This is a genomic window from Rhizobium sp. TH135 (genome assembly GCF_002855515.1).
Classification (GTDB): Bacteria; Pseudomonadota; Alphaproteobacteria; order Rhizobiales; family Rhizobiaceae; genus Allorhizobium.
This window is the reverse complement of record NZ_PKRP01000006.1, coordinates 58479-84202: the sequence shown is the minus strand read 5'-3', so window position 1 is coordinate 84202 and position 25724 is coordinate 58479. Positions and strand designations below refer to the sequence as shown.

Genomic DNA, 25724 nt, shown 5'->3' with positions numbered 1-25724 from the left:
ACCTCATGGTAAGATCTGAAGCGCAGGGGCGTCTTCCCGGTATCGCCCCTGTCTCCGTTGTCGACATTGGCTCAAACTCGATCCGTCTGGTGATCTATGAGGGCCTTGCCCGCGCGCCGACGGTTCTCTTCAATGAGAAGGTCCTGTGTGGCCTCGGCAAGGGCGTGGCGACGACCGGCCGCATGGATGAGGATGGTGTCGAGCGCGCGCTCGCAGCACTCCGCCGATTCCGCGCGCTGTCCAATCAGGCCCAGGCGACCCGCATGTATGTGCTGGCAACCGCTGCCGCCCGCGAGGCGTCGAATGGCCCCGACTTCATCGACCGCGCCGAGGAGATCCTCGGCCAGGAGATCCTCGTCCTGACAGGCGAGGAAGAGGCGAAATACTCAGCGCTTGGCGTCGTCAGCGGCTTCCACGATGCAGACGGCATCGCCGGTGACCTGGGCGGCGGATCGCTCGAGCTCATCGATATCAAGGGCAAGGGTTTCGGCAAGGGCATTACCCTGCCGCTTGGCGGCCTACGCCTGTCGGAAACCGTCGAGGGCTCCCTGCCCAAGGCGCGGACCTTTGCCAAGAAACTGATCGGCGACGCAAGCCTTCTGAAGAAGGGGCAGGGGCGCACCTTTTATGCGGTCGGCGGTACCTGGCGCAACATCGCCAAGCTGCACATGGAAATCCGTAAATATCCGCTGCACATGATGCAGGGTTATGAGCTTCCCTATGACGAGATCGCCTTTTTCCTCGAGGAGATCATCTCGGGCGCCAACAGCCGCGATCCCGCCTGGTCAACGATTTCCAAGAGCCGCCGCAACCTGATCCCCTTCGGTGCGATCGCCATGCGCGAGGTGATCGAGACCATGCAGCCGAAGAGCGTCTGCTTCTCGGCACAAGGCGTGCGCGAAGGCTATCTCTATTCGCTGTTGCTGGAAGAGGAACAGGCGCTCGATCCGCTGATCGAGGCTGCCGACGAACTGGCGATCCTACGTGCCCGCTCGCCCGAACACGCCCGCGAACTCGCGGACTGGACGGGCCAGATGATGCCCTTCTTCGACATCGAGGAAACGGAAGAGGAAAGCCGCTACCGGCAGGCCGCCTGCCTGCTCGCCGATATCAGCTGGCGCGCTCACCCCGACTATCGCGGGCTGCAGGCGCTCAACGTCATCGCCCACTCCTCCTTTGTCGGCATCACTCATCCGGGCCGCGCCTTCATTGCGCTCACCAACTACTATCGCTTCGAAGGCCTGCATGACGACGGCCAGACCGGGCCGCTCGCCGCGATCGCCACTGAGCGGCTGCTCGACCGCGCCAAGCTCGTCGGCGGCATGCTGCGCGTCGTCTATCTCTTCTCGGCCTCTATGCCGGGCGTGGTCCACAATCTGAGCTTCCGTCGCTCCGACAATCCCGAACTCGATCTCGAATTCGTCGTGCCGAAGTCCTATCTGGACTTTGCCGGCGAGCGGCTTGACGGGCGCCTGATGCAGCTGTCGAAGCTGACTGGCAAGCGGCTGGCCTTCGTCTTCGAATAGGGGCGCAAGCGCACTCCTATCCACCCAACTCTTGCTTGAGCGCTGTCAACGCGATGGCGATTGCCGCCGTGTGGGGGACGGGCTACAAATCTCCAAGATTTGCAGCCTTGATTGGAGAGGGTGTCATGGCGGCCAGCAGCAATCCCAAGCAAGGACCGCTCCCCGCAGCGATCCGCAAATCGATGCTCGCCGTGGCGCTGGCCACCTCGCCGTTGATCTTCCCTGTGCCTCACGTGAGCGCCGAAGAGGCGCGTATATGGATGGGTGAGGCGCAAGAGGGTGGGGCCGTGTTGCTCTACGGAATGCCACAGACCGATGATGTGCCGGTGAGCTTCCGCTGTGAACTGCCGGCACGCGATTTTATCATGACGCTTTCGCTGGATCCGGATTTCGAACCGAAGAGCGGCACGGTGAAGCTGACGGTGACCGCGCCGCCTGCCGCCGATCAATTGGTCGTCGATGCGGACATCCAGTTTCTGGAAGAGATGGAACTGACATTCCTCGAAGCGCGCCTCGCCTTCGATGCCGCCATCGCCCGGATGCTGAAGCAGGGAACAGAGCTGAAGTTCACCATAGGCGAGAAGACCTTTGCCTATCCGCTGACCGGGGCGGCTGAAGCCATGCGACCAGTTGAGGCGGCCTGCGCCAAGCCGACCTGACGCTCACGCGCACCCAGCCTCGTTAAAAGAAAGCGCAGGATCGTTGGATCCTGCGCTTTCTCTTTGATGGTCCCGGCCAAACACCTTCGGTGCCCGACCGGGAGATATTGAAGTCGCTTACTTCGCCGCGAGGAAATCGCCGACTTCGAGCAGAACGAACTCGTTGTCGTCGGCCTTGTCGAGCGCACGGCCGGCCGAGAAGGGCAGGTTATTGTCATTGCCGACGATGATGTGGGTCGGATCGACCACATCGACATTCTCGATGGTGACGAAAGGCATGTCATAGTAGCCTTCGCCGCCGCCCTGGCGCTTCTTGTTGTCGGGGTCTTCGATCTTCATCAGGTCGATATAGCCGATCTTGCGCACGGCCTTGCCGGCATTCTCTTCCGTCATCTCGATCTTGTAGATGCGCTTGTGCTTGGCCGGAACGGCGAAGCAGTCGGCAGTCGGAGCCTTCGGATCGGCGCAGGCCTTGTCGGCCACACCCGCACCATTGTCGCGCTCGATGACGAGGGCCGTCGTTTCGTCGATCATGTTGAAATCGCCGATCGCCTCGCCGCCTTCCGACAGCGGATAGAGCCAGGTCTTGCCGGTCCAGGCCTTGGAGGCGGCATCGAGCTCGATGATGCGCAGTGCCGTCAGGCCATCGGCCTTCTCGACGGAACCGTCTTCCATGTAGAGCGGGCCTTCGAGCATGCCATAGAGCTTCGTGCCGTCCTTCGACATGGCGAGGCCCTCATAGCCGCCGGAGCGCTTCAGGTTGAAGACGGGCATCTTGGCCGCCGGATTGGCCGGGACGACCAGCGTTGGATTGTCGGGCGACTTGACCTCGATCTCGCCGGCCTTGGTCGCGACGACGTCGGTCAGAACGCCCTCGGTCGAGAACTTCAGCATGTAGGGGCCGAGCTCTTCGCCAACCCAGAAACCGTCAGCCACCGGCTGGATGGATTCGACGTCGAAGTCAGCACCGGTGAGGTAACGCTTGTCCGAGCCTTCCATGACGATCGGGAAGGGGGCCTTCTTGTCGGGATCGGTGAGGAAGACGGTCTTTTCGACCTTAACCGCGCCGGCATCCCAGTCGAAGGTCAGGTGATGCAGCATGAGCATCGCGTCTGTCGAGTTGCTCTTCGAGCCGAAGCCATTGTCGGACAGGCTCCAGAAGGTGCCGTCTTCCATGGCCTTGATGCCGGAGAAGCCCTGCAGCGGCTGACCGTCGAAGGGAAGCGAAAGGCCCGTCAGGCGCACACCGTCCTTGCCGGGTACGCTGCCGAGCGCGTCCGCACGCTTGCGGTCTGCGGTCGAGAACTTGCCGGAGGTCTTAAGGTAATCGGGCGCATCGGAAGGTGCTGCGATGATCGTGTTCGCCGGCAGGATGGCATGGTTGACCAGCTTGGCTGGGAAGGTCCTCTCCTCGGCCGAGGCCTGGGAGACGAAGAGGATGAAGAGCGCGGCAGAAGTCAAAAGGGATTTGGTCATGGCGTCACCTTGTTGGAAGGGAGGAAACGCCGCTGTCCTTAAGGAGCCTTCATGTCGCACCGATTGCCGTTGGGTGAAGTTTCAGTGACGCCACCCGTTACCCACAGGCTAACCGAGCCAAGCGGGCAGCTTACCGCGATCCTCACCCGTTACGGCGGCTTCCACACAGGCCGCGAGGCTGCCAAAGCGCATGGTGCGCCCGGTGAGGCCCGGGCCGTAATGGGCATATTTGCCGGAATTGGTCATGATGACCTCGGCATCAACGGGGATGATCGGCTCGGTCACCATGCACCAGCAGGTGTCGTTGACGAGGGTAGCCCCGAATGCGGTAAGCAAAGCCACATCGCCCGCCGCTTCGGCCTTGGCCATCTCGGCCCGCCCGCAGGTGACGACGAGTGGGACATTCGCGTTCCGCGTCTTCCCGCGACAGAGCGCGGCAAGCGTTGCCAGTTCGGTGGCCGAAAAATGTGGATTGCCGAGCGACACCAATTGCACAAGACCGGCATCTGCGCCGTTCAGCTCGCGCCATGCCCGCTGAAGGTCGTCGTGGTTGAGCGCAATCGTCGGCAGATCCAGTGCGGCGAAGGCATCCGGGCTCTGCGCTTCCGGCGTGACACCTACGATATGAAACATCGGTGCCGCAGACGTAGTGGCAAACGCTGCCCCGAAGGCCTTGAGAGCGTCCGTATCCGGTAGATGTTGCGACACCCCCTCAACGAGCGGAATGGCATCCGGCGATACGGTCCCGATCAGATAACCGAGAAGTGGCCAGAGGCTGTCATCGACGTCCTCAAGCGGTGGCACGGTAACCCGGACTTGCGGCGCGCGCTCCTCCGGCAGATGACAGCCAGCCTTCGGGGCTCGCCCCGTCAGCGCGATCGCGATGTCGAGATAGTCAGGATATTTCATCGTGCGCGCGCCGAGCACGCTGTTGGCATAGACCACGGCATTCGATTCCGCCCAAACGATCTGCTCGTCGCGCGCGGGCCGGTCGTCGAGCAGATAGGGTGCGCAGGTGAAGGTCGGTTGCGCGCCCATCGCCACATAGGCATCGGCCACGGCCGCTGCCGGACGCCCGAGCGCTTCAGAAACGCCCTGCGCCTGCCAACGCCGATGATCGACCGAAACCGCATTCAGCGTCGTCGGCACCACGACACGACCGCCAAGATCGCGCAGCTTCTCTGCAAAGGCGAGGCCGCCAGGACCGGTATAGATGCAGCCGTCGATATGGGCGCGCCTGATGTCGATGAGTTCCGTCGCGCCCTCGAGCGCCGCCATCCTGAGCACCATTCGCATGGCAACGGCAGCCGCTTCGCCCCGCTCGCCGGCTAGAATGGCCTGGTCCTGATCCGTCAGTGCAATGTCCGAACCAATCCCGGCAACGGCATCGCTGATCCGGATGCGTTTCGCGGTCCGCAGCCCTGCAAACACCTCCTTGCCGACCGCAATCACCGGAATGGACCGCCCGAAGACTTCCTCTGCGACGATCACACCGAGTGTGATAATCGCTTCGGGATGTTCGAGCACGATTGCGGCGGGACCCTTTCCGTTGAGGATCAGTTCGAGGATCACGCCGCTGCCGGTGCAGGAGCCACGGCTCGTCGGCAGGGCGAGCACGCGGCCCTCCAGCCGCTCGCCGCTCAACGGGTGATGCCGGTCGATGATCTCGCCGGTCACGGCGTCCGCACCGCCCCAGAAGCTGAGCGCCGTATCGGTGAACAGCACCTCGCCCTCAGCTGAGCCGGAGACCAGCACACGGCCCGTGATATCGACGGTGTCATTAAGGCTGCTCATCGATCCTTCTCCGTCAAGGCCAAAACGGCAAAACTCGCCAGCCAGTGCTCGCCCATATAGTCGCCAGCCACATGCGCGATCCCGGCTTCGAGATGCCCATGCGCGGCCTCGATCATCACAGCGCGGCGCGGGTCCGTGTCGGGCAGGATGCCCGCCAGAGAGGCCCAGCACCAAGCGCGGCTGAGGCTCAAGCCATCGAGATGGGCGATCTTGCCGTCCGAGCGGTCGGAAACGGAGCCGGGCGCAAACAACGTGCGCGGCTGTCGGGCTGCGATGTCAGGTAGGAAGCCATCGAACCAGCGGGTAAAGTCGGTTGCCGGCAGAAGCCGTCGCACGCATTCCGCCTCGATCAGCGCTGGTGACAGGAAGTCGTCGCCCGAGGGCTCGCCCCAGGCGGGGCAGGCGGTGTCAGAGCCGTACCAGCGTTGCGCCGTGGCGCGCAGCAGAGCGAGTAGGGCCTCGTCTTCAACTGTGTCGGCATAGTCGGCTGCCAGCCTCAGCGCAAAGGCGGTGTTGTAATGCGTGCCCACCCTCACCGGATAGGTGGCAAGCGGCAGGAAGTCGCGGAAGCGCTGGACAATCCGCTCCGTCAGCGGCGACAGTGCTTCGCCCCAGGCAGGATCCTCGTGGCCGTGCAACTCGGCGGCAAGCTTCAGCAACCAGCCCCAGCCATACGGACGCTCGTAACCGCGCGCCATCGGTCGATCGAAATAGGCGCATTCGCCGGCGATCCTGTCCGGCACCAGCATCGTCGCGAAGAGATCGCGGATCGCCTGCGCTTCCGGCATTTCCGGATGTAGCCGCAGCAGCCGCGCCAGCATCCAGTAGCCATGCACGCAGGAATGCCAGTCATAGCTGCCGTAAAAGACCGGATGAAGCTCGGAAGGTGTCCGAGCATCCTCAGGCCCTTCGAGCCCATGCAGGATGTGATTGGGATATTCGCGGGTGACATGCCCGAGCGCGATCGTCGCAAAGCGGGAGGCAAGCTCGGTCAGCCGCGTGGTCATCCCTGATCTCCCAATTCCAGCCGGTCGCCCCAGTCGGCCCGACGGATGTCCTTGAAGGCCTCGCCATCGCGTTTGCTGAGCGTCAGCTCGGTGGCCGTGCCATCGGTCCGACACAGCTTTACCCGCCCGACACCGCCATTGACGCGCGGCGGCGAAAGCACCCGGTCGCCGCTGATCGTGACAGGCTCGCGCGAGGCGGCGATGAAGACGTATTTCTCGTCTTCCCACGGCACCTCGGCGCCCTTGGCCATCCGGTGCACCCGCGAGCGCGCCACGCGGCGGGAGAAGTGGCACCAGTCCGGTGCCACGATCGGACAGTCGTCAGAATGCATGCAGGGGGCGACAAGATAGGCGCCGAGGGATCGCAGTCTATCACGAACGGTAAGAATGCGCTGCCAGCCGGCCGGTGTGCCCGGCTCGATGATGACGAGCATGCCTTTGGTCAGAGCCCAGAGTTTTTCCGTGACGGATCCAATGGTTGCCGGCGGAAGCTCGTCCAGGACATAGGCGAGCGTCACAAGGTCAGCCGAAGCGAGCGCAGGGATCTTCGCTGTCACGTCACCCGACTGCCAATGGCTCTTCACGCTGCCGGAGACGGCGAGCTTTTCGCCGACGCGGCGGATTGCGCTGCTCGCTTCGACCATCTCGGCGGAAGTCAGACTGCCCCAGGTATCGGCTGCTGCCCAGAGTGCAGTGCCGGGGCCGCAGCCGAGATCGATCAGGGTCTCCGGCTGGAAATCCGGCGCCGCATCCTCGACCATGGCAAGCGCTGCCCGGACCGCGGCAAAGGTGGCGGGCATACGGGTCGCGAGATAGGCTTTGGCGGCCAGCGCATCATCGATGTGAAAGCGTCCGTCGCGCACTTCGCGGCGATAGCGATCGGACAGGATCGCGCTCGCCTTGGCAAGCCGTTCCAAGGGTTCGCCCTGGAGCATCTGGTCGACGGCGGAGCGGAGCGGGGCGGGAAGTTCCATGGGTGTCCTCAGCCGCGCCGCGCCGCCCATTCGGGGCGGAGAATGGACATCAGGAGGAAATCTGAGCGGGTTCCATCGGGCAGGAGCGCTGCCTCGCGCAACACGCCTTCCTGGAGGAAGCCGATCTTGCGGTAGACCGTTTGCGCACGTAGGTTGCCGCTCACCACGTCGAGCCAGAGGCGATGGGAATCAGTTTCGAGAAAGACAAAGTCGACGGCGCCTGCCAGTAGTGGTGTGCCAACGCCCCTTTCCGGGCTGGCCACAGCGATGCGCTTGACGCAGGCGTTGCCGTCGCGCCGGTTGAGATCCATCAGAATGACGAAGCCGAGCGCTGAACCTTCGGTATCCTCGCCGATCAGGTAGGCAAATGAGGAGCTCGCAAGCTGCGCCATGTGCTCGTCAACGCCATAGCGTCCGATGAACTGGTCATAGCCCGGCTTGCGCTCGGTCTCCATGATGAACGGGATATCGGCCTCCGTTGCACGGCGCAGGGATAGCGCCGTCACGGATCAGAACTCCACCGCTTCGACGCGCTTGTCGACGAAGCGCAAGCCGACGCCGCCGGAGATCAGCTTGAGTGCGAGGTCGCCGAACAGCTCCTTGCGCCAGCCCTGAAGTGCTGCCACCTGGGCCTTTTCGCCTTCGGCCGCGATCTTTTCGAGATCGTCGCTGTTGGCGATTACCTTGGAGGCGACACCATGCTTTTCAGAGGTGAGGCGCAGCAGAACCTTGAGCAGCTCAACGGCCGACTGCGTGCCCTCAGGCGCATGGGCGTGGCGTTCCAGATGCGGCATCTCCGACTTCGGAAGTGCGAGCGCCGTATTGACCTGTTCGAGGATGGCAGCGCCTGAGCTGGACCGTTCCCAGCCCTTCGGGATGGTGCGCAGGCGCCCAAGCGCCTCCACGTCCTTCGGCTGCTGCTGGGCGATTTCGTAGATCGCATCGTCCTTCAGCACACGTGAACGTGGCACGTTGCGGGCACGCGCCTCGCGTTCGCGCCAGGCGGCGACATACTGCATGACGGCAAGTTCGGTCGGCTTGCGCAGGCGCATCTTCAGCCGCTGCCAGGCCTGTTCCGGGGGCAGGTCATAGGTCTCGCGGGATTCGAGGATCGCCATTTCCTCGGTCAGCCATTCCGCCCGGCCTTCGGCGTCCAGCTGGCCCTTCAGCTTCAGATAGACGTCGCGCAGATGAGTGACATCGGCGAGCGCATAATCGAGCTGCTTCTCGGACAAGGGACGGCGGCTCCAGTCGGTGAAGCGCGAGGTCTTGTCGATATGGACGTTCTTCACCTTCTGCACGAGCTGGTCATAGGAGACCGAATCGCCGAAGCCGCAGACCATGGCCGCAACCTGCGTATCGAAGATCGGATGCGGGATTAGATCGCCGAGATGGAAGATGATTTCGATGTCCTGGCGGGCCGCGTGGAAGACCTTCACGACGGCGGAATTGGCCATCAGCTCGAAGAACGGCTTGAGGTCCAGGCCCTTGGCCATCGGGTCGACGATGTATTCATGCTCCGGGCTCGCCATCTGGATGAGGCAGAGTTCCGGCCAGAAGGTCGTTTCGCGGAGAAATTCCGTGTCGATCGTGATGAAATCGGATTGAGCGAGGAGGCGGCAGGCCTCTTCGAGCGCGGCAGTGGTATCGATCATTTCGGCTCGGTCATGGAAACTAAAGGATCAACCTTAGTTTCCCTTCTGGCCTTCCTTGTCAATATGAACGACCGGGAAACGGAGCCTGTAAGCCCTCTTCAAAGGGTGAAGTCCCTTAATCGTCGGCGGAAACACCCCTCAGCGCTGCGATGTTCTGGCTGTGGACTGCCTCATAGGGTGCGAAATAGGTGAGCGTTCCCGCGGCCAGTTCCGGTGCGATGAAGCTTTGAAGGCTCTCGGTCTCAAGCTCCGGATCGTCGAGACGGGCAAGCAGTCGCGTCAGATAATCGCGTGTGGCCGTAATCAGCGATGGTGGATAGCCGCCCGCGGCAATGACCGTCTCGTCGCCGTGATTGGGCAGGATCCTGACGAAGTCGAGCTTTGCCAGTCGATCGAGTTCGGTGATGTGCTGCGCGGTATTCGCAGGCTCGGAGATATAGGTGACGGTGTCTTCGAGCGTATCGCCCGCCAGCAGCACGCCGAGATGCGGGATCAGGAGAATACTGCCGTCGGCGCTGTGAATGTCGAACTGCATCAGGTTTACCGTGATGTCGCCGACCTCAAGCACCGTCTCGCCGTCAAAGGTCTCGGTCGGCATGACGACCGGATTGATCGGCGGGTCCTTGGCGACGAGCACCTTGCGCTTCTCGATCAGCGTGTCGCGCGTCAGCTTGTTCGAGAGAATGGGGCAGTCGATGAAGCCCGCATTCCCTGCAACATGGTCGGTGTGCCAGTGGCTGAGCACGACCCGGATGCTGGTGACGCCGAGGCTGGAGAGATGGCTGCGAATGGCACGCGCATGGTCGAAGGAGATATGCGTGTCATAGACCAGCGCCTCCCGCCCCGAGACGATTGCATAGCTCGCAACACCCAGGCTATAAGCGCCATCGTCGAGCCAGTTCGGATTGTCGGAATGCAGACGTTTGCCGAGGATGCGTCCGTCGTAATAGGCATACAGCCCCGGACAGGGCTCGTGGATCCGCATCGTCTCGGCAAGGCTCATGTCATGTCACTCGGAAATAGCCGGTCATGCCGGTCTTCTGGTGTTCGATGATGTGGCAATGGAAGACCCAGTCGCCCGGGTTGTCGGCCACCAGCGCAAGCTGGACCTTTTCATCCGGCTGCACAAGGTAGGTGTCCGAGACAAGCGGCTGGACCTCTCGCTTGTTTGAAGAGATGGCCTTGAAGTTCATGCCATGCAGATGGATCGGATGCGCATGCGGCGTGACGTTCTCGACATTGAGCAGATAGGTTTGGCCCAACTTCAGCTCGGCGATCGGCGCGGTCGGATCAGGTGTGTCGCCCGGGTAGGGCACCTTGTTGATCGCCCAGAAAGAATAGCCGAGCGTGCCGCAGATCGAATCGCGCGCCGCAGTTTCAGCGGTGGCGCTGAGAAGCAGCGGTATCTGGGTCGCGTTGGCAAGATCGGCATCGACGCCCGCGTTTTCCGCAAGCGGACCGAGATCGCCAAGATTGCGTTTGAGCGATGAGCCAATGGCCCTGAACCGCGCCACCACCTTCGCCGTCGAGGGCCTCACATCCTCCAGCACCATCTCCGCACCTTCGCGGTCGGCGACACGAATGGCGAGATCCAGTCGCTGCCCGGGCGAGACGACGGCCATGTCGAGCGCCATGCGCTCTGGCACCGGATGCCCGTCGATCGCGATGATCTGCGCCTCGGCGCCAGCGAGCTTGAGATTGTAGATGCGGGTGACATCGGCCGCGAGGATACGGACACGGACGAGGCCACCGGCTGGGACGTCATAGCGCGGTTCGGGCTGCCAGTTGGCGGTGCGCAGCGTCCCGAACGTGCCGGTCTTCGCAGCATCGCGCGGCTTGAACTGCTCGATGAACTGGCTGTCGCCGCCGAGCCGGAAATCCCGGAGATTCAGCACCACCTCGCCATCGAAGGCGGGATCGCGATCGTCTTCCACCACCAGCACGCCGGCAAGCCCGCGCCCCATCTGGGCCAGCGTGTTGCAATGCGGGTGATACCAGAAGGTCCCGGCATCCGGCGGCGAGAAGGCATAGTCGAAACGATCGCCGGTATAGACGTAGGGCTGGGTGACGAAAGGTACGCCGTCCTGATCGTTCGGCAACCGGATGCCGTGCCAGTGGATGGTGGTCGGCTCATCCAGCCGGTTGATCAGCCGCGCCTTGAAGGCCTCGCCGCGTCTGGCATGTAGGATCGGCGGGGAGGGATCGGTGGATGGCGCCCCGGCAAGCGCATAGCGCATCACCCCACGCGTCGTCTGCCTGCCATCGAGCAGCACATCGTCGGTCAGCGCCTCGATTTCGATCGGGTCTGTGGACGCAAACGCCTGGCTGAGACGCGGCATCACCGCGAGGCCGGTGCCATAGGCGCCCAGCACGGCGGCGGATTTGAGAAGGGTGCGGCGGGAAACAAAGGTCACGGTCGGAACTCTCGCTGATCGTCCCGTTTCTAAAGTTGAGACGAGCGATCAGCAATAGCGCCGGTAGGCCATGCTGTCGCAGGTCTGACGATGATCATCTCAGCCGCCATCCTTTTCGTTTGGCGGGGTCGCGAGCTTGCTGAAGAAGGCCGAGGTGCGCAGGAGGCTGCGGAACCGCATGCGCCGCTTCTCGGTCGGCACCGCATCGCGGGCCCGGATGCGGGCGAGCGTATAGGCGACGAAGAAGGTTAGCACCACGATCGTATAGGCAAACAGCGCATGCGGCCCGAAGGCATCCATCAGGAAGGAGGCAATCAGCGGGCCGACGACCGCGCCGATCGACCAGAAAAACAGCGTGCCGGCCGAGACAAGCGCATGTTGACCCGGTGCCGCATGGTCATTGGCATGGGCCGAGCACAGCGAATAGAGCGGCAGCGCAAAGGCGCCGAAGGCGAAGATGCCGATGAAATTTGCCAGTTCGCCATCGCCTGCGAGGAAGGCGAGGTAGAGCGAAGCAAGCAGTGCCCCGATCGTCGAGACGAGGATGATGACGCGGCGGTCCAGTTTGTCGGAGTAATGGCCGAGAGGATATTGCAGCACGATGCCGGCGAAGATGCCGATGCTCATGAAGGTGGCGATCGAGGTCACCGACATGCCGATCCCGTCGGCATAGATCGGCCCGAGCGAGCGGAAACTCGAATTGGTGAGCCCGATGACGATGCAGCCGACGGTCGCGAGCGGCGAGACCGACCACAAAACCTTGATGTCGAATTTGACGTCCTTCGGCGGCGCGGGGCTCGACTTGTCGGCAAACGAGATCGGCACCAGCGAAAGCGACAGCGCCATGGCGATGATGGCGAAGAGATCGATGCCGGAGACGCCGAAGAGCGGGATCATGTACTGCGCCGCCGTCACCGAGCCGAGATCGACGAAGCGATAGACCGAGAGCGTGCGCGCCCGGGTGGCGTTGGTGACACGGGCGTTCAGCCAGCTTTCGACGACGGCGAAGAGGCCGGCAAAGCAGACACCCTGCACGAGACGCATCAGGAACCAGGAGATCGGATCGATGACCAGCACCATCATGATCGAGGCGGCGGATGCGATGGCGGCGAGTGCCGAAAAGGCTCTGATATGGCCGATCGCCCGCATGATCTTGGTGATGTAAACGCAGCCGAACACGAAGCCGATGAAATAGCCCGCACCGACCATGCCGATCACCGAGGTGCTGAAGTCCTCCTCGATGCCGCGCAGCGCGATGAAAGTACCCTGCAATCCGTTGCCGCCGATCAGGATGCCGGCGGTGATGAGAAGCGGGATGAGGGGGCGAATGTCGTGCATCTGAGGGCCTGCAGGCCGCGGCGAGGGCGAGTGATTTTTGAGTCGGTGCCGTGGCAGGCCCGAATTCCTAAACCTGTTCGGCAGACGGCGACAGGCCAAAATCCAAGCCTGCCGCCACACGCCCAGATTTAACCGTCAGAGGAAGGGTCGTCCCTGGACTGCCTGCACGAAAGTGCCGACGACCACGGCGATGGAAATGACGGCGCCGAGCGCGATGCCGGGTTTGGCGAAGCGGGGCGTGAAGCGGTCGAGGCCGAGACCCAGGATCGGCAAGGCCTGCATGATATGGGTCGCGAAGAAATGCGGCACGCGCAGATCGCCACCGGTGCGCGACCAGCCGAACAGCGGCAACCCGCCGATGTCCGTCTTGATGCCGCCGACCCAGTGACCGGGACCGTCGATCTGGCCACCGCCGAGCGCAAAGGCGGTGATCAGGGTCGCCACGCTGCCGAGCACGAGACCCCAGCCGCCGCCGAACCGCAGGCCGGCGGGCGCGCCGGCGCGCAGTCGGCGCAGGATATAGACCCCGATCACCAGGCTCGACAGCACGAGTAGGGCCGCCCCCACACCCATCACGCTATAGGCCGTGGCCTCGAAAGGCGTCGAGTCGTTGAAATGCGAGGCCCGGCCGCGGGCGGCCTGCAGGGTGATGTAGAAGACTTCGCCGTTTGCCGTGATCGCCGCCATCAGGCTCGCCAGAAATACGCCGAGCCCGGCCCGCGTCCGCGCCTCGATCAGCGGCAGCAGAAGGATGAGCGTCAAAAGCATCATGGTGAGCGAAGCCTGGAACTTCAGCGGCTTGCTCCAGACGCTGATGCCGTTGATCAGCCGGTCGTCGAGGCCAAGCGCAATCAGGCTCGGGAAGGCCAGCGCCACCGACAGCCCGATACCGACGATCAGCACACGGCGGGTTCTTTGTTCGGCAGCAGCGAGATCCGGAGATGGCGCGAGCGCAACGCTGTCGTTGAAGAGCATGGTCATCGGTCAGGCCTTTCGGGGCTCAAGCGCGGTTTCCGTCGCGCGGGTGAGATAAAAGAGCAGGAGGCCGAGCGGCCCGAACATGAAGGTGGCGACCAGCATCGGCGCCTGCAGCAGGCGATTGTAGCCGCGCTTGTCGGCCTCGACGGCAATCCAGGTGCCGATGAAGAGATCGAAGGCGAGGTAATGCACCCAGCCGGCGACCAGCACCGGATCGCTCATGAAGAGCGCCCGCACCTCCGCGATCGAGCCAAAGCCGCCGCCCTCGACGCGGAAGAAGTAGACGAGGATCAAGACGGCATAGGTGAGCGACAGCGCGCCGATCAGGCCGAAGCGAATGAAAGCGATGAGGGCGCGCCAGCGCGGCGCGAGGATAAGCAGCAACCAGCCGGCCATGGCGGTGCTGCTGGTAATCGAAAACACGGTGTCGGGGGACATGGAAGCCTCATCTTGACGGTGACAAGATAAGCATGCGAGATAACTTGGCAATGTCAAGATTGATTTTGACGACGTGGGTTCGAGCGGTTATGAAGGGGCATGGCAAGACAGAAATCCTATCACCATGGCGACCTGCGCCAGGCGCTGATCGGCACAGGGCTCGACATGCTCGAGGAGCAGGGCCTGGAAGGCCTGACGCTTCGCAAACTCGCCGCCCGCGTTGGCGTGTCCCATTCGGCACCCGAACATCATTTCCCGACCCTGCGTCACCTGATGACCGCCTTTGCCGTCGAAGGCTTCAGGCTGTTTGCCGCCTCGATGCGGGAGGCCATGGCGGCAGCGCCTGATAATTCCGCGGAGCAGCTACGGGCGGCCTCACGCGGCTATCTGAACTTTGCCAGGTCCCGCCCGCATCTCTTCCGCCTGATGTTCACCGCCAACCGCCTCGACTGGGACGACCCGGCCATCGGTCCACCCGCGAACGCCGCCCATGCCGTGCTCGAGGAGATCTCGTGGCCGGTGGCAAAGCGCATGAAGCTGGATACCCCGGAGGGCAGGGCGGCTGTCGAGCAGCTGGTGTGGTCGCAGATCCACGGCCACGCGCATCTGATGATCGACGGCAAGCTGCCACCGGAAGGCGACGGCGGCACCGGCTGCGAGCCCTTCGCGGCGCCGCTGGATCTGGCGAGCGTGTTGCTGCCGGAGTGAGGGGCGGGTGGTTTGGGCCTCCGTTCAGGCCGAACACGCCGTCCTTTGCCGTTCCTGAAGCATCATCATTCGCAGCAAAGTTTCCTCGCTTTTGCGCCAGAAGCGAACGCTGCGGCTTCTCAATAAAGCGCTCTGCGGGCTACGTCAGGTCATGGAGGTCTTTGCCCAAGGCCCGCCCTAATTGCCACTCACTAAATCTTACCTCCAAGCCTGCACGTTCGGGAGTGCAGCACATTGGGCCAACGAGATAATGCTTCGCTTCTGGGAATGGGCAGAGGCGGACCAGTGGCCACGTTTTTGCATCGGCTGATGCCTGTATTCGCAATACGCCATTCTGGACGGTCACCCTGATCCAGAAATCGGATGGGTCGCCGTCGTATCGCCCTGTTGCCCAGTCGGACGCTCCATCCGTCAGCGCGCTGCCGAGCAAGCCATATCCGTCCGAAAACTCGATCCCGGTCTTGACCCACCGTCTCTCGTCAAGCCTGACCATGAGGCCAGCCTGGTCGTATAGATGTTCAAAATGCGCCTGGACACGAACCTGGGCTGTGAAATCGCTTTCGGCCTGGAATGCGTAGAAGTGGCCACTGTCGCGCACAAAGCCGTAGTGTGTCTCTCGCCAAAAATCCGTGTTGGCGTCAGTCGTTACGGAGAGTTCGGTATCCGAAGCATCTGCTTTTGTAGGCGCATTGAGCCACCGTCCGTTCTTAAAACTCTGCAACTTCGTCACCTAATAAAACTTGTTCCATAGAGGCCTACGGCCGACTCTGCTCGCGGTCAGGGACATCATTTACCGTCAGCAGCCCCAGTGCGTCGAAGACGTAAGAAGAACTCCGTTATCTCTTCCGGTGTCGTTCGCTTGAGGGCGCCACTTGCAATCTCGCTTTGCGTCCAGATCCATGTTGCCGCCGGATCGTGCAACATCGCCCATTCTCCGAACGTTCGCTCCGGGACATGTTCTGCGACATGTACCTTCACCTCGAGGTGGCGGTCGTCGCGCTCAATGCGTTCCAGGGTCTTCCGGACCTCCAGCTCGGGGCCTTCAAGCCATTGCAGGTAGATGTCTGCGCGGCAGATAAGGGCACCTGTGATGCCGTCCCGGAGATTTGCGCGCCGGGCCTCCATCAGGATCCCGTCTAAAATTGCGCTGTCATAGCCGAAGGGTTCTGACGAGTAGATGGCCCGAAACACATCCATGCGCTCTTCTCTCCTCTGTTTGGGACGCCTGATCGACGTAACCTTGCAACATGGCATTCGAGCAGTTTCGCAAGGCGGCGTCTACCAGATACGATCTCGCATCGGGTGTTTCGATCATAGCCAGATCATGCATCTCCTGAAGTGGATCTGCCGGGCCGTTCTTGCTTCTCCGCACTCCAAAATCTGACAGTCCCCTCGCGGCCCCGTAACGGCTATGAGCCGAACGAGCTGTTCGGGGCCGTCTCGCCCTTTGCGAAGAAATTGCATTCAATTCGCCGCCGCGCCCTCTAATGAGCAAGGCTCAGCACCCCACCGGAGAAGCGGCTTCGGCCACGCCCCCCACCACGCAGCCTTGACAAATCAGGCGCACCATGCGCTTTTCCGCCCGATTTTCTATCGGCTGGCCGTGTGCCGGATTCTTGTGCCCGCCAGCCGTCTATCAGTCCAGGAAAGCACGACATCATGCATCGTTACCGCAGCCACACCTGTGCCGCTCTTCGCAAATCCGACGTCGGTCAGACCGTCCGCCTCTCGGGCTGGGTCCATCGTGTCCGTGACCATGGCGGCGTGCTCTTCATCGACCTGCGCGACCATTACGGCATCACCCAGGTCGTCGCCGATCCGGATAGCCCGGCCTTCAAGCTGGCCGAAACCGTGCGTGGCGAATGGGTCATCCGCATCGATGGCCTCGTCAAGGCCCGTTCGGAAGAGACCACCAACAAGGCCATGGCAACCGGCGAGATCGAACTCTACGCCCAGGAAATCGAAGTTCTCTCGGCTGCCAAGGAACTGCCGCTGCCGGTCTTCGGCGAGCCCGACTATCCGGAAGACGTGCGCCTGAAGTACCGCTTCCTCGATCTGCGCCGCGACACGCTGCACAAGAACATCGTCAAGCGCACCCAGATCATCTCGTCGATGCGCACGGGCATGGCCGCTGCCGGCTTTGCCGAATATTCGACCCCGATCCTGACCGCCTCGTCGCCGGAAGGTGCACGCGACTTCCTCGTGCCGAGCCGTATCCACGAAGGCAAGTTCTTCGCGCTGCCGCAGGCACCGCAGCAGTACAAACAGCTGCTCATGGTCGCCGGCTTCGACCGCTATTTCCAGATCGCGCCCTGCTTCCGCGACGAAGACCCGCGCGCCGACCGTCTGCCGGGCGAATTCTACCAGCTCGACGTCGAAATGAGCTTCGTGACCCAGGAAGACATCTGGCAGACGATGGAGCCGATGATGACCTCGGTCTTCGAGCAGTTCGCCGAAGGCAAGCCGGTCACCAAGGAATGGCCGCGCATCCCTTACGACGTCGCGATCCGCAAGTATGGCTCCGACAAGCCGGACCTGCGCAACCCGATCGTCATGGAAGGCGTTACCGACCACTTCCGTGATTCCGGCTTCAAGGTCTTCGCCGGCATGATCGCGTCCAACCCGAAGGTCGAGATCTGGGCGATCCCCGCCAAAACAGGTGGTTCGCGCGCATTCTGCGACCGCATGAACGCCTGGGCGCAATCGACCGGCCAGCCGGGCCTCGGCTACATCTTCTGGAAGGAAGAGGACGGCAAGATCGCCGGTTCCGGCCCGCTCGCCAAGAACATCGGCGAAGAGCGCACCGAAGCGATCCGTCAGCAGCTCGGCCTCGAGCCGGGCGATGCGGCCTTCTTCGTCGCCGGCGATCCGGCCAAGTTCTACAAGTTTGCCGGTGAAGCCCGCACCCGCGCCGGCGAAGAACTGAACCTCGTCGATCGCGACCGTTTCGAAATGTGCTGGATCGTCGACTTCCCGTTCTACGAATACAACGAGGAAGAAAAGAAGATCGACTTCGCCCACAACCCCTTCTCGATGCCGCAGGGTGGTCTGGAAGCGCTGGAAAGCCAGGATCCGCTGTCGCTTAAGGCCTATCAGTATGACGCGGTCTGCAATGGCTTCGAAATCGCCTCGGGCTCGATCCGTAACCAGTCGCCGGAGCTGATGGTCAAGGCCTTTGAAAAGGTCGGTCTGTCCCAGGCGGATGTCGAGGAACGCTTCGGCGGCATGTACCGTGCCTTCCAGTACGGCGCCCCCCCGCATGGCGGCTGCGCCTTCGGCATCGACCGCGTGGTCATGCTGCTTGTCGGTGCGAAGAACCTGCGCGAAATCTCGCTGTTCCCGATGAACCAGCAGGCCCAGGACCTGCTGATGAACGCTCCGTCGCCGGCGACCCCGACGCAGCTGCGCGAACTGGCGCTGCGCGTTGTGCCGCAGCCTAAGAAGGACTGATCGGGTTCGATGAATTGAATGGAAGAGGCCGGGAGCGATCCCGGCCTTTTTTGTTGATCTCAAGGCCAAGAAAAAGCCCGGCCGCTTTCGCGGGCCGGGCTCCGTGTCTCAGCTAAGGCTGAGATCAGTCGTTGGCGGTAATCTTCAGGCCGATCAGACCCGGGATCGTCTCCGGCGCGCCCATGGCAGCACCCATGATCATCGGGAAGGCGACCGGGCTCGCAGGGGCCGCTGCAATGGTCAGCGCCTTCGGGTTGTCGATATAGCTGTTGACCGCGGCCGAGACCTCGTTCTGCAGCGCGCCGAGCTTGGCCTGGGCAAGCAGGATCGGAACCATGCCCTTGACCATCTGCGCCATCTGGGCGCCGTCGGCACCCTGGCTTTTGCCGGCATAGTCGAGGCCGCGCTTGGTGATGCCGGCATCCTCGAAGCGGACCTGCGCATCGACCAGCGACAGCTGCTGGACGAGGCCGAGCATGGCGAGACCAGCAGCCTGCTGGGCCTGCTCGTTCTGAGGCTGTGCCTGCATCATGCGGGCCTGTTCCTGCATCTGCTTGACGAGGTCGAGCGTGTAGCCGGACATCGAGAAGGCAAGCGAAAGCTTGCCGACATTGGCGAAATCGATCGAGTAGTCCTCGATGTCGATCGTGCCGCTCTCGACTTCCCAGCTGCCGGACATGTTCATGTTGCCGTCGAGGCTGGTGAGACCGAGCGCTTCGATGGATTCCTTGGCCTTCGGATCTTCGACGGTGCTGAGATCAGCCTTTACGCCGGTCACCGTGCCCTCGAAGGTGATCGTGGTCTCGTCTTCGGACAGGCCCATCGTGCCGACGGCTTCCGCCATCGAGAAGACCGGCTTGCCGTCGACGGTGACTTCCACCGGACCGCTATGGGCCTCTTCGTAGAACATCAGCGAATCGATACCCTCAGCATTGGCATCGCCTGGGACATAAACGCCGGAGAGGTAGAGATCCTGAACCTTGAAGGTCGACTTCTCTTCCGAGACGTTCACCTCGGGGAATTCGACACGTTCGATGTAATAGGCGCCGCCTTCTTCCTCGGTGACGCCTTCGAGCGTCAGCTCCTGAAGCATCAGCGGCTTGTCCGTCGGCTCAGCTTCGACGCCCAGCTTGAGGCCCTTCAGGATCACGTTGGATCCATCGACCTCGACGCTGTCGGCGGTGATGTTGGTGCCGCCAGTTGCGAAGGCAGCATTGATCTTCTTGAGCAAATCCTGTCCGTCCAGCGCGAGCGCGGGGCCGGTGAACGCGCAGAGCGCCGCGCCCGCGAGCAGAATTCGGGTGGAACGGTACAAGGTCATGACGAGGTCCTCTGTTGCTGTTGGCCGCATTGAGCGTGCCCAAAAGGTCGGCGATATTTATAAGGGGGATTGAAAAAACGTCCACCGATTTTCGCCATAGACCGGTGCGGGGGGATTGTGGCGTGATGACGGTCACAGCCCCTTAATCCACAGGCAGAATCCCCGGTTTCCTTGCCGTTCCGGGTCTTCTCCGATAGGTGAGACGCATGGGGACAAATCTGCTTCCGCCCGAAGAGGGTGGCGACAACATTCTTCCGGTCGACCTGAAGGCGGCGCTCGAAGAGCGTTATCTCGCCTATGCCTTGTCGACGATCATGCATCGCGCGCTGCCGGACGTCCGTGACGGACTGAAGCCGGTGCATCGCCGCATCATCCACGCGATGAGCGAAATGGGCATCCGGCCGAACTCGGCCTTCAAGAAATGCGCCCGTATCGTTGGTGACGTCATCGGTAAGTTCCACCCGCATGGCGACCAGTCGGTCTATGATGCGCTGGTGCGCCTCGCGCAGGACTTCTCCCAGCGTTACCCGGTTGTGGACGGGCAGGGGAACTTCGGCAATATCGACGGCGATAGCGCTGCCGCCTATCGTTACACCGAAGCCCGCATGACCGATGTCGCGGCCCTGCTGCTGGAAGGCATCGATCAGGACGCCGTCGACTTCCGCCCGACCTATAACGAAGAAGACGACGAGCCGACGGTTCTGCCGGGCGCCTTCCCCAACCTTCTGGCGAATGGCGCCTCGGGCATTGCGGTCGGCATGGCGACCTCCATTCCGCCGCACAACGCCCATGAGCTCTGCGACGCCGCGCTCTACCTGATCAAGAACCCCGGCGCGTCCGTCGAGGAACTGTTTGCCGATCCCGCCCATCCGGAACGCGGCGGCATTGAGGGCCCTGATTTCCCGACCGGCGGCGTGATCGTCGAGAGCCGTGCCTCGATGCTCGAGACCTATCGCACCGGTCGCGGTGGCTTCCGGGTACGCGCCAAATGGGAGATCGAGGATCTCGGCCGTGGCGGCTACCAGATCATCGTCACCCAGATCCCGTTCCAGGTGCAGAAGTCGCGCCTGATCGAAAAGATCGCTGAACTCCTGATCGCTCGTCGCCTGCCGCTGCTCGAAGACGTGCGCGACGAGAGCGCCGAAGACATCCGTCTCGTCCTCGTACCGAAGAGCCGCACGGTCGACGCAACGCTGCTGATGGAATCGCTGTTCAAGCTCACCGAGCTCGAAAGCCGCATTCCGCTCAACATGAACGTGCTGTCGCAGGGCAAAGTCCCCAAGGTCATGGCCCTCAACGAGGTGCTGACCGAGTGGCTCGACCACCGCAAGGACGTGCTCGTCCGCCGGTCCAAATTCCGCCTGGCTGCGATCGACCGCCGCCTCGAGATCCTCGGCGGCCTGCTGATTGCCTATCTCAATCTCGACGAAGTGATCCGCATCATCCGCGAGGAGGACGAGCCGAAGCCGGTCCTGATCGCCAAATGGGATCTGACCGACAACCAGGCCGAAGCCATCCTCAACATGCGCCTGCGCAACCTGCGCAAGCTTGAGGAATTCGAGATCCGCAAGGAGCATGACGCGCTCTCCGCCGAGAAGGCCGAGATCGAATCCTTGCTCGCCTCCACCGACAAGCAGTGGCAGACGGTCTCCTGGGAAATCGGCGAGGTGAAGAAGAAATATGCGAAGGCCACCGAACTTGGCCGCCGCCGCACCGTCTTCTCCGACGCGCCCGATGCCGATGTTGAAGCGATCCAGCAGGCGATGATCGAAAAGGAGCCGATCACCGTCGTCATCTCCGAAAAGGGCTGGATCCGCGCACTGAAGGGCCACATCTCCGACACGTCATCGCTGACCTTCAAGGAAGGCGACGCGCTGAAGGTTGCCTTCCCGGCCCAGACCACGGACAAGATCCTGCTCGTGACGACGGGCGGCAAGGTCTACACGCTGGGCGGTGACAAGCTACCCGGTGGTAGAGGCCATGGCGAACCGCTGCGCATCATGGTCGACATGGAAAACGACCAGGACGTGCTGACCGCCTTCGTCCACGATTCCAGCCGCAAGCTCATCTTCGTCTCGACCGCCGGCAACGGCTTTATCGTGCCGGAGGGTGAAGTCGTCGCCAACACCCGCAAGGGCAAGCAGGTGATGAATGTCGGCATGCCCGATGAAGCCAAGCTCGTGGTGCCCGTGAGTGGCGACCATATGGCGGTCGTCGGTGAAAACCGCAAACTGCTCGTCTTCCCGCTTGCCCAGATCCCGGAAATGACCCGCGGCAAGGGCGTGCGCTTGCAGCGCTACAAGGATGGCGGCATTTCCGACGTGAAGTTCTTCACGATGGCCGACGGCCTCACCTGGGCAGATAGCGCCGGGCGCACCTTCACCAAGACGAAGGAAGAGCTGGTCGAATGGCAGGGCGACCGCGCCTCGGCCGGACGCCTTGTGCCGAAGGGCTTCCCGCGCAGCGGCAAGTTCTCGGGCTGAGCCGCACCCAGATCAGAAGTTTGTAGAGCCGGCTGCATCTGCGGCCGGCTTTTTGATGTCAGCCCCGCTGCCAGATCGCCCAGAGCCCCATCAGCGTTGCCGCATTGCCGAGGATGAAATGCGATATGATTGGCCCGGCGAGGTTGCGGTATTTCAGGAACAGCCAGCCCCAGACGATGCCGGTTAGCAGAGCGACCACCGCAAGCGATGACGAGTAGTGCAGGTGGAGCGTCGAGAACACCAGGGATGAGATGACGATCGCCGCCATGGGCCGTGTCTTGCCCGGCATCAGGCTCGCAATCGAAGTGAGGAAGACCCCACGACAGATCCACTCCTGCAAGGCTGCGATCAGGATGTAGGTATAGACACTGAGCGAGATGAGCTGCGGGTCGAGAAGGGGCGTGCCCTCAAGCTCCGGGTAAAGACGCGTTCGGAAATAGGCCATGGCCGCGAGCGCCGGAACACTGATCAGCAACCCCACGGCGATAGACCGCCACAGATTGCCCATCCGGATGCCCATGTCGTGCCGTGTCAGGCCGCAGCGCGCGGTCAGCCCCCAGAGGATGAAGCCGCCCCAGAGCTCCATGGCGCGGGAGGTCCAGAAGATCATCTGCTCCTGGTGCGTTTCTCGAAGGCCGCCGAGGATGAGGCCATTCACCAGTGCATAGACGTTGACCATCAGCACGATGGTAACGAACATGAAGGCAAGCGCGTGATAGCGCCGATCCGCCTCTTCCAGCGCCACGAACTGTTGCCTTAGCTTGCCATAGCTCTGGGAAAGCTGGGCATAGATCTTGCGGAAGAAGAGAGTGGCTAGTTCCGGCCGGTCGCTCAGGAATTCGCGGTAGTTCGAGCGGTCGATCTTCCAGCCCGTAACTGGTGTGAGCGCCCGGGCAGACGCGCTGCGTGGGTCGCCACTGATCATGCCGAGTTCGCCGATCAGCGCACCTTCGCCGGAGACGGCGAGCACGGTGCCGCTTTGCTCGTCATAGACTTCCACCTCGCCCGTGCCGATCAGGATGGCGAAATCGCTCTCGTCGCCCTTGCGGAAAATGACTTCGTTTGCGGCGTAGTGCACGGCTTCGACATGGCGGCGGAAATCCTCGAGATAGCCGTCGCTCACCCGGATGGTGGTATGCTTGAGAAGCGTTTCAGAAAAGTCCTGGCTGCCTGCCAGATCTCGCGCGTCGACCGTGCTCATGCGTGTATCCGATCCCTTGAATGCGGGCGGATACTACGGATTTCGTTTGAAGATCGCAGATGCGGTAATCGGCCAAATCTGGGGCCGATCATCAGAATTTGAGATCAGCGTGCCGCGATCGTGGCAAGCCGTGGGAAAGCCTTGATCTTGACGTCGTCGATCGGCACGGGGCGGCCGAGATAATAACCCTGACCGAGTTCGATGCCGAGTTCGTGCATCAGTTCGACGTGGTCCGCGGTTTCCAGGCCTTCGATCAGGATCTTCAAACCGCGGTTGCGGATCAGCCGTATGATGTCTTCCAGCATGGCGCGGCCGGCCGGACGGCGGGCGTCCTGCAGGAAGGAGCGGTCGATCTTGACCGTATCGAAGGGGAAGAGGCGAAGCCAGGAGAGGCCGGCAAAGCCCGTGCCGAAATCGTCGAGCCAGATCCGGATCCCGAGCGCCTGCAGGTCGGTGATGCAGCGGATGACATCCGACTGCCCCTCCATGTCGATGCCTTCGGTGATCTCGAAGGCGAGCTGCGAACCGGACACGCCGGTCTCTTCGAGGATCGTCGAGACGGCGAGCGCAAAGCCACGCGACTTGAGCTGGATGGCCGAGACGTTGACGCTGGCCATGGGTGCGATGCCGGTGGCAAGCACCTCCGTGCAGGCGCGGCGGATGGCCCAGAGACCGAGATCGAGGATCGCGCCGGTACGTTCGGCAACCGGGATGAACTGGGCCGGCGACAAGGGCGTGCCATCGATCATCTTCATGCGCATCAGCGATTCTACCGCTTCGACGCGGCCGGTGCGCAGGTTCTGGATCGGCTGATAGACGAGGTGGACGAGATCGTTCTTGATCGCCATGCGCAGCGTCGCGGCGATATTCTCGTTGTCGTCGCTGGTCAGCGGATCATTCGGGTTGAAGAGCCGAATGCAGTTGCGGCCATTCGCCTTGGCCGAATAGAGCGCCCGGTCCGCTTCGTTGATGATGCGCTCCAGCTTGGGGCCGGTCTGAGGGCGTGTGTACGAAGCACCGACGCTGACCGTCACGAAGGTCTGGCCGTCGCGGCGCTGGTCGTGGACCAGACGCAGGCCTTCGACGGCACTCCGGATGATTTCGCACAGCGCCATGACCTGATCGCGCCCGGTGACGCGAGACAGCACGATGAACTCTTCGCCACCGTAGCGACCGACAGAGGCATTGAGCGGTTTTAGCGTGTCGCTGAGCACGCTCGCCACCAGGATCAGGCAGCGATCGCCGGCCTGGTGACCATAGAAATCATTATACTTCTTGAAGAAGTCGACATCGACCAGGATAGCGGCAAAAGAAGTGCCATTGGTTTGCCAGTCGTTCCAGAAATCCCTCAGACGCTTGTCGACGGCGCGACGGTTTTCGACGCCGGTCAGGTAGTCGGTATTGGAAAGCCGCTCGAGCGCTTCTCCCCGCTTTTCTGCTTCACTGTGCTGATGTGCGGCTTCGATCGCGTTGAGGAAGACGTTGTAACGCTCTTCGTTCAGTTTCCAGTTCACGTAGGACGTGAACAGGAAGCAAGACCCGTAGAACAAGATGATTACTACGCTCTGCTCCAGCGAGAGCGCGGGCGCATGCAGCATACTGTAAAGGAAAATGACCAGAATCGTCGCCGATGTCAGCACCGACAGGCGGAAGACCAGGTTGAAAAACAGGTTGGCGCTCATCATGAAGATGGTGCCGAACAGCATGTAATAGCGGAAAGCGTCTTCAGAGGTGGTGTATGCGGCCGGAACGAGCCAGGCGACGTAGCCGACCACGACAGTTGCTGCGCAACTAACATCGACCCAATGCAGATCGACCCTGCGTGCAACGCAGATTTCAATGACAGCAATCGCCATGATTGCGACCACCAGTCGCGCAGTTACCGTCTGCATGGCGACATCGGGGATCAAGAATACGTCGGCTGCTCCGAATAGCAGGTAAACGAGCGCTGCGAGCCAGAGACCTTGCCGTGTCTGGCGTAGTTGGGTGACGCTCCGATGTGTTTGATAGAGCGCATTTAGGGCAGGAGCAGACAACATCTTCGCATCAACCGCCGGAGGGCTGTAAGGCTGACTGGCGATTTCACGCGCGCTTGGTGTGTACGCGCCACGTGTGGGCGAATTTGTCCCGCGATTACCGCGCCCTGGGCTGTTCATGACCCGATCCATCACGACTCCATCGTCAGCGCGCACGTCGAGCGCCGCGATACACTAGCTCGCTCACGTATTAACTATGTTTTAAAGTCTCCCGAATTTTGGAGTGCACTTATCGGGCTCTCGGATTATGGTTTACAAAGAATTAA

Annotated in this window: 21 protein-coding genes; 5 read left to right on the top strand and 16 right to left on the bottom strand. The window is 62.2% G+C overall.

The genetic code is table 11. The annotated features are described in order from the left end of the window. The first annotated feature begins 5 nt into the window (after positions 1-5). Together ppx and C0V73_RS17875 are read left to right on the top strand one after the other, a co-directional pair. The gene (gene ppx / locus C0V73_RS17880; protein WP_102021371.1) at positions 6-1526 is read left to right on the top strand and encodes an exopolyphosphatase; all 1521 of its coding nucleotides are present in this window, start codon (positions 6-8) and stop codon (positions 1524-1526) included. 53 nt (positions 1527-1579) lie between these two features. Continuing rightward, the gene (locus tag C0V73_RS17875) at positions 1580-2185 is read left to right on the top strand and encodes a hypothetical protein (RefSeq protein ID WP_143708353.1); all 606 of its coding nucleotides are present in this window, start codon (positions 1580-1582) and stop codon (positions 2183-2185) included. A gap of 117 nt (positions 2186-2302) precedes the next feature. On the opposite strand, the gene C0V73_RS17870 is transcribed toward C0V73_RS17875, so the two are convergent. From C0V73_RS17870 to C0V73_RS17820, 11 genes are all read right to left on the bottom strand, one after another. Beyond that, positions 2303-3661: an esterase-like activity of phytase family protein gene (locus C0V73_RS17870; protein WP_102021369.1), complete on the bottom strand. Its 1359-nt coding sequence runs from the start codon at positions 3659-3661 to the stop codon at positions 2303-2305. Between the two features lie 108 nt (positions 3662-3769). Beyond that, positions 3770-5455, bottom strand: a complete 1686-nt coding sequence (locus C0V73_RS17865; protein WP_102021368.1) for an aconitase family protein — start codon at positions 5453-5455, stop codon at positions 3770-3772. Then, a complete protein-coding gene (locus tag C0V73_RS17860) occupies positions 5452-6462 on the bottom strand; it encodes a DUF2891 domain-containing protein (RefSeq protein ID WP_102021367.1) in 1011 nt (336 codons plus the stop codon). Before C0V73_RS17860 ends, C0V73_RS17865 begins: the two co-directional genes overlap by 4 nt. Next, entirely contained in the window at positions 6459-7436 is a 978-nt protein-coding gene (locus tag C0V73_RS17855; RefSeq protein WP_102021366.1) for a small ribosomal subunit Rsm22 family protein, read from the bottom strand. Before C0V73_RS17855 ends, C0V73_RS17860 begins: the two co-directional genes overlap by 4 nt. Before the next feature lie 8 nt (positions 7437-7444). Then, positions 7445-7942, bottom strand: a complete 498-nt coding sequence (locus C0V73_RS17850; RefSeq protein ID WP_102021365.1) for a GNAT family protein — start codon at positions 7940-7942, stop codon at positions 7445-7447. 3 nt (positions 7943-7945) lie between these two features. After that, on the bottom strand, positions 7946-9091 hold the full coding sequence (rnd, locus tag C0V73_RS17845; RefSeq protein ID WP_102021364.1) for a ribonuclease D: 1146 nt from the start codon (positions 9089-9091) through the stop codon (positions 7946-7948). Positions 9092-9206: 115 nt separating this feature from the next. Then, positions 9207-10094, bottom strand: coding sequence for an MBL fold metallo-hydrolase (locus C0V73_RS17840; protein WP_102021363.1), 888 nt, complete (start codon positions 10092-10094; stop codon positions 9207-9209). Between the two features lies 1 nt (position 10095). Further along, positions 10096-11505, bottom strand: coding sequence for a multicopper oxidase family protein (locus C0V73_RS17835; protein ID WP_102021362.1), 1410 nt, complete (start codon positions 11503-11505; stop codon positions 10096-10098). A gap of 99 nt (positions 11506-11604) precedes the next feature. Then, a complete protein-coding gene (locus C0V73_RS17830) occupies positions 11605-12843 on the bottom strand; it encodes an MFS transporter (protein ID WP_102021361.1) in 1239 nt (412 codons plus the stop codon). Between the two features lie 135 nt (positions 12844-12978). Further along, positions 12979-13824 carry a hypothetical protein gene (locus tag C0V73_RS17825; protein WP_102021360.1) on the bottom strand — a complete coding sequence of 282 codons (846 nt, stop codon included), beginning with the start codon at positions 13822-13824 and terminating at the stop codon, positions 12979-12981. 3 nt (positions 13825-13827) lie between these two features. After that, complete coding sequence (locus tag C0V73_RS17820) at positions 13828-14259, bottom strand: ABA4-like family protein (RefSeq protein WP_102021359.1); 432 nt, start codon at positions 14257-14259, stop codon at positions 13828-13830. 99 nt (positions 14260-14358) lie between these two features. Between C0V73_RS17820 and C0V73_RS17815 the strand changes: the two genes are divergently transcribed. Then, positions 14359-14967 carry a TetR/AcrR family transcriptional regulator gene (locus tag C0V73_RS17815; RefSeq protein WP_102021358.1) on the top strand — a complete coding sequence of 203 codons (609 nt, stop codon included), beginning with the start codon at positions 14359-14361 and terminating at the stop codon, positions 14965-14967. A gap of 139 nt (positions 14968-15106) precedes the next feature. Here the strand turns inward: C0V73_RS17815 and C0V73_RS17810 are convergent, their stop codons facing one another. Both C0V73_RS17810 and C0V73_RS17805 read right to left on the bottom strand, forming a co-directional pair. Continuing rightward, complete coding sequence (locus tag C0V73_RS17810; RefSeq protein WP_102021705.1) at positions 15107-15688, bottom strand: DUF1349 domain-containing protein; 582 nt, start codon at positions 15686-15688, stop codon at positions 15107-15109. 65 nt (positions 15689-15753) lie between these two features. Beyond that, positions 15754-16164, bottom strand: a complete 411-nt coding sequence (locus C0V73_RS17805) for a BLUF domain-containing protein (protein WP_102021357.1) — start codon at positions 16162-16164, stop codon at positions 15754-15756. 462 nt (positions 16165-16626) lie between these two features. Here C0V73_RS17805 and aspS point away from each other — a divergent pair, with 462 nt between their 5' ends. Continuing rightward, complete coding sequence (gene aspS / locus C0V73_RS17800) at positions 16627-18417, top strand: aspartate--tRNA ligase (RefSeq protein ID WP_102021356.1); 1791 nt, start codon at positions 16627-16629, stop codon at positions 18415-18417. 124 nt (positions 18418-18541) lie between these two features. Here aspS and C0V73_RS17795 read toward each other — a convergent pair whose 3' ends face one another. After that, complete coding sequence (locus C0V73_RS17795) at positions 18542-19738, bottom strand: hypothetical protein (protein WP_102021355.1); 1197 nt, start codon at positions 19736-19738, stop codon at positions 18542-18544. Positions 19739-19944: 206 nt separating this feature from the next. Between C0V73_RS17795 and parC the strand changes: the two genes are divergently transcribed. Continuing rightward, positions 19945-22221 (top strand): DNA topoisomerase IV subunit A, encoded by a 2277-nt coding sequence (gene parC, locus C0V73_RS17790; protein ID WP_102021354.1) that lies wholly within the window; start codon positions 19945-19947, stop codon positions 22219-22221. Positions 22222-22279: 58 nt separating this feature from the next. On the opposite strand, the gene C0V73_RS17785 is transcribed toward parC, so the two are convergent. Both C0V73_RS17785 and C0V73_RS17780 read right to left on the bottom strand, forming a co-directional pair. Beyond that, entirely contained in the window at positions 22280-23422 is a 1143-nt protein-coding gene (locus C0V73_RS17785; protein ID WP_102021353.1) for a cyclic nucleotide-binding domain-containing protein, read from the bottom strand. Positions 23423-23526: 104 nt separating this feature from the next. Next, the gene (locus tag C0V73_RS17780) at positions 23527-25461 is read right to left on the bottom strand and encodes a GGDEF domain-containing phosphodiesterase (RefSeq protein ID WP_245408018.1); all 1935 of its coding nucleotides are present in this window, start codon (positions 25459-25461) and stop codon (positions 23527-23529) included. Between the last annotated feature and the right edge of the window lie 263 nt (positions 25462-25724).

Coding starts and splice junctions, on each gene's coding strand:
- C0V73_RS17805 (WP_102021357.1), bottom strand. CDS start 16,164: ATGGATGTGTTTCGGGCCATCTACTCGTCAGAACCCTTCGGCTATGAC.
- C0V73_RS17815 (WP_102021358.1), top strand. CDS start 14,359: ATGGCAAGACAGAAATCCTATCACCATGGCGACCTGCGCCAGGCGCTG.
- ppx (WP_102021371.1), top strand. CDS start 6: ATGGTAAGATCTGAAGCGCAGGGGCGTCTTCCCGGTATCGCCCCTGTC.
- C0V73_RS17830 (WP_102021361.1), bottom strand. CDS start 12,843: ATGCACGACATTCGCCCCCTCATCCCGCTTCTCATCACCGCCGGCATC.
- C0V73_RS17870 (WP_102021369.1), bottom strand. CDS start 3,661: ATGACCAAATCCCTTTTGACTTCTGCCGCGCTCTTCATCCTCTTCGTC.
- C0V73_RS17820 (WP_102021359.1), bottom strand. CDS start 14,259: ATGTCCCCCGACACCGTGTTTTCGATTACCAGCAGCACCGCCATGGCC.
- C0V73_RS17785 (WP_102021353.1), bottom strand. CDS start 23,422: ATGAGCACGGTCGACGCGCGAGATCTGGCAGGCAGCCAGGACTTTTCT.
- C0V73_RS17875 (WP_143708353.1), top strand. CDS start 1,580: ATGGCGATTGCCGCCGTGTGGGGGACGGGCTACAAATCTCCAAGATTT.
- C0V73_RS17865 (WP_102021368.1), bottom strand. CDS start 5,455: ATGAGCAGCCTTAATGACACCGTCGATATCACGGGCCGTGTGCTGGTC.
- C0V73_RS17840 (WP_102021363.1), bottom strand. CDS start 10,094: ATGAGCCTTGCCGAGACGATGCGGATCCACGAGCCCTGTCCGGGGCTG.
- C0V73_RS17860 (WP_102021367.1), bottom strand. CDS start 6,462: ATGACCACGCGGCTGACCGAGCTTGCCTCCCGCTTTGCGACGATCGCG.
- rnd (WP_102021364.1), bottom strand. CDS start 9,091: ATGATCGATACCACTGCCGCGCTCGAAGAGGCCTGCCGCCTCCTCGCT.
- aspS (WP_102021356.1), top strand. CDS start 16,627: ATGCATCGTTACCGCAGCCACACCTGTGCCGCTCTTCGCAAATCCGAC.
- parC (WP_102021354.1), top strand. CDS start 19,945: ATGGGGACAAATCTGCTTCCGCCCGAAGAGGGTGGCGACAACATTCTT.
- C0V73_RS17825 (WP_102021360.1), bottom strand. CDS start 13,824: ATGACCATGCTCTTCAACGACAGCGTTGCGCTCGCGCCATCTCCGGAT.
- C0V73_RS17780 (WP_245408018.1), bottom strand. CDS start 25,461: ATGTTGTCTGCTCCTGCCCTAAATGCGCTCTATCAAACACATCGGAGC.
- C0V73_RS17795 (WP_102021355.1), bottom strand. CDS start 19,738: ATGACCTTGTACCGTTCCACCCGAATTCTGCTCGCGGGCGCGGCGCTC.
- C0V73_RS17855 (WP_102021366.1), bottom strand. CDS start 7,436: ATGGAACTTCCCGCCCCGCTCCGCTCCGCCGTCGACCAGATGCTCCAG.